The sequence below is a fragment of the Acetomicrobium mobile genome, from assembly GCF_937920065.1.
Window position 1 is genome coordinate 1 of sequence record NZ_CALETC010000256.1, and the last position, 3,126, is coordinate 3,126.

Below are 3,126 nucleotides of genomic sequence, written 5' to 3' on the forward strand. Positions count from 1 at the left end.
CATGACAGGGCCAGGAATGCCATCTCTTTCGCCAAGGAGAATCAACTTTTTACCTGTCAGCTTTCCCTTTACCATGGCTTTTGCACCTCCTATCATCAAATTGTACATTTTGTCCTGTTCCGCCTATTAAATACTTAAGAGCCTGCTGAATATACGTTGATCTGCTCATTCGCTGAATCACGCAGAAGAATAATAGCATCGAAAGATGCTTATAGTTGGATAGGAAACTCTTTGCTATCGTTACGCGGTCAAAATATGGAATGATTACAATCTACTCAATATGCAATTTACGTACATAGTATAGTGTATAGCAAGTCGTTGGCCATGGTAAGCGTTTCATATAAATATGTCAAACACATTTACCAGCGATTACAGCATTTCTGATCAGTTTAACATGCAGTTATGACATATTTTATCCTATTTACTAGAATATCCTTAATTTTTATCCCTTCACCTTTTCTCTTAAATACAACAATCCCCCACCGATTGAGCTCGGTGAGGACAAATGAAGCCAATTTTTTATCTAGGATTGATCAAGGCTCACTTTAATGTCTGGTCTTGCACACCAGCCCAAGCTCTTTGAGCCTTATCTCCATTGCCTGCAGGGATACCTTGTAACGGCGGGCCAAACCCTGGAGGGTGTACTTGTGCGCCTCGCGGGCCAGGCGCTTTTTGGGCATCAGAAATTCCGCTGCAAAGGCGTTGGCCGCCCGCTCCTGCCTTGGATCGCGCCTTATCATTCCGTGTCCGTCTCCGCTTCCCGTGAAGGAAAGCGAGTTGTGCCCCAGCAGATAGTGGCCTATCTCGTGGGCAATAGAAAACCGCCTCCTGGGCATGGGGCGGGCCGAGTTTACGGCTATGACGGGCCTTCCGGGCGGGATGTGGACGAGCATGGCGTCAACCTGATCTGCCTTGTCCTCGATCAACACAATATCGAGCTTCCTCAATGCCAACACGACGACATCTTCATCATCAGGCGCGCCGATCTCCTCCAGAAGCCGACGCGCCGCAATTGACGGGTTCATAAGGGGCCCTCCTGTAATTATGATTGTTTTGCGGACTTTATTATTCTAAACGATCTTTCACAGACTTCAGCGCAAACGATATGGTGTTGATGATGAACTTCTTATCATCCAGCGACAGCCTGTCCCAGTTTTCCATGACGCTCCTCAAGTTGGCCACAGCCTCGGCGTCGCGCTCCATCAGGACGGCCAGGAGCTTTTCCAACTCGGCCGTGTACTCGTCGGTCGCTTCGGACAACGCCTCTTCCGCCCCGGTCAGGAAGTATGAAACCGGGACGTTCAATGCCTCTGCGAAGGCCACCAGCTGGGGTATCGTCGTGTAGCGCCGGCCCGATTCTATCGCGCTGATGCTCATGCGGTGAAAACCCACCTTCTCGGCAAGGTCTTTCTGGAGCATGCCCGCCTTGAGCCTGGCTATCTTTATCCTCAAGCCTATGCGCTTGGCAAGCTCCGTCCCTCCGCGTTCTTCTTCCTTGCCTTTCTTCTTCTTTTCCAAATACGTGATCCTCCTTTCCGTATTTGCCCATTTCCGCCTTTTATGTCTATTCGGTTATATATTATTCCAAATACGTGCATATGACAAGATGTATACCTCTGATATTCATAGTAAATCATTTTGACTTACTTATTGTCAAGTAAGCTTAATACTTGTATAATGATAACGTATTATTTACTACAAAAGGAGGCAGTCTGCATGTATACCTGGGATAAAAGGAAGATCGGCAGGAACCTCAAGCTCATACGGGTCAAAAGGGACATTTCACAGATGGAGCTCTCCAAGGCGCTCGGCATCGCTCAGGGCCACTACTCAAACATCGAATCGGGCAAGCGTCAGCTTTCACTGCGCCTCCTTGCGAAGATATGCGAGATGTTTGGCGTCAACCCCTCAGACATCATAGCCGACAGGGACGACGATGGCGATTCCGCCGGCTTTGATCCCGAGACAGCAGCGGAGAAAGAGCAGGCTTAGGCCCCATGCTCACGCTTGAACTTGTAGCAAAGCTTAGCAAGGGCAAGAACCGGGTCGCCTGCGTGTATCGGCGGGCGGCCTGGATGCTTGTCAAAAAGTTTGACATGCCGGCAAACCCCGACGAGATATTGTTCCTCGTCGACTGCGTCTCAAGGAAGGCAAAGGAGCCTGCCTCCATTTGGCAGATGCCCGAGTGGGTGGAAGACGTCATCTACCAAATAGCGGGCGTAAGGCTGAAGTTCGTCATAAAGTTACGCCTTGCGATGCTCGACCGCCTGCCGCCTTCTGCCGTTACAGCCGTTTTATACCACCAGCTGAGGCACATAAAGGAAGACGCAGACGGGACGACTTACCTCGACATGCGACACGACGTCGAGGACTTTCAGGAGCTTTTGCCCTTCAGAAACTACGTTTACGGCGCAGACATACCGAACCTGCTTGACGTAAACCCGGCGGAAGTCTTTACCGACATGCCCCTGCAGCTTCAGCTTGGGATGAGCGGAAGCGGACAAGGGCAGGAAAAAGATGCGGCGGATGCGGCAGACATGGAAGACATGCAATACGAGAGATACGCGGAAGGCTCGGCGGAAGGCGAAGAGGTGGGAAGCTATGAAGTGGTTTAAGCACGACACCTCATCATCACGGACTGAAAAACTTGCCATGCTCAAGGCGACGAGGGGCCTTGAGGGGTACGGTTTTTACTGGAATGTCTTGGAGATCATAGCGGAAAGTGCCGGGAAAACGGGCGCGTCCGCGTCGGGTTCCGCCTGCTTTCCGCTTCAAACTTGGTGCGGACTTATAGGAGTTCCGCCTCAAACCTTCCGGAAACTTGCGGAAAACTGCCGGGAACTTGGCCTGTTTTCGGTGAGTTTCCGCGAAGTTTCGGGCGTGGAGGTGGCGGAAATCTCGACCGACGCTTTAGCGGAAATGGCCGACGAATACAGCAGCCGCAAGGCTTCTCGGAAAAAGGAGCAGGTGGAAACATCGGGAGAGTGTCGGGACAATGTCGGGACAATGTCCGCTGTAGATAAGAATAGAACAGATAAGAATAGAGAAGATATAGATATTACTTCCGCTTACGCGGAAGCGTCCGCGGACGAATCCGACGGACTCACCAGTAGGGCAGAAAAACTG

Annotated in this window: 5 protein-coding genes and 1 pseudogene; 3 read left to right on the plus strand and 3 right to left on the minus strand. The window is 50.9% G+C overall.

Annotated features, from left to right (window positions below):
- From Q7P41_RS09710 to Q7P41_RS09720, 3 genes and pseudogenes are all read right to left on the minus strand, one after another.
- Nucleotides 1-75: pseudogene (locus Q7P41_RS09710) on the minus strand (glycine/sarcosine/betaine reductase complex selenoprotein A); the annotation flags it as partial.
- 470 nt (nt 76-545) lie between these two features.
- Nucleotides 546-1,025: an ImmA/IrrE family metallo-endopeptidase gene (locus tag Q7P41_RS09715; RefSeq protein ID WP_303883868.1), complete on the minus strand. Its 480-nt coding sequence runs from the start codon at nt 1,023-1,025 to the stop codon at nt 546-548.
- Between the two features lie 40 nt (nt 1,026-1,065).
- Nucleotides 1,066-1,518: a helix-turn-helix domain-containing protein gene (locus tag Q7P41_RS09720; RefSeq protein ID WP_303883870.1), complete on the minus strand. Its 453-nt coding sequence runs from the start codon at nt 1,516-1,518 to the stop codon at nt 1,066-1,068.
- Nucleotides 1,519-1,716: 198 nt separating this feature from the next.
- Here Q7P41_RS09720 and Q7P41_RS09725 point away from each other — a divergent pair, with 198 nt between their 5' ends.
- The 3 genes from Q7P41_RS09725 to Q7P41_RS09735 form a co-directional block, all read left to right on the plus strand.
- Nucleotides 1,717-1,992 (plus strand): helix-turn-helix domain-containing protein, encoded by a 276-nt coding sequence (locus Q7P41_RS09725; RefSeq protein ID WP_303883871.1) that lies wholly within the window; start codon nt 1,717-1,719, stop codon nt 1,990-1,992.
- A gap of 5 nt (nt 1,993-1,997) precedes the next feature.
- Entirely contained in the window at nt 1,998-2,615 is a 618-nt protein-coding gene (locus tag Q7P41_RS09730; RefSeq protein WP_303883873.1) for a putative metallopeptidase, read from the plus strand.
- Nucleotides 2,602-3,126: Lin1244/Lin1753 domain-containing protein (locus Q7P41_RS09735; protein WP_303883874.1), on the plus strand; the 525-nt coding region annotated here is incomplete at its 3' end. The genes Q7P41_RS09730 and Q7P41_RS09735, both read left to right, overlap by 14 nt.

What these genes read in the sequence shown, in the direction of transcription:
- Q7P41_RS09715 (WP_303883868.1), bottom strand. Translation starts at nt 1,025, where the DNA reads ATGAACCCGTCAATTGCGGCGCGTCGGCTTCTGGAGGAGATCGGCGCG.
- Q7P41_RS09725 (WP_303883871.1), top strand. Translation starts at nt 1,717, where the DNA reads ATGTATACCTGGGATAAAAGGAAGATCGGCAGGAACCTCAAGCTCATA.
- Q7P41_RS09730 (WP_303883873.1), top strand. Translation starts at nt 1,998, where the DNA reads ATGCTCACGCTTGAACTTGTAGCAAAGCTTAGCAAGGGCAAGAACCGG.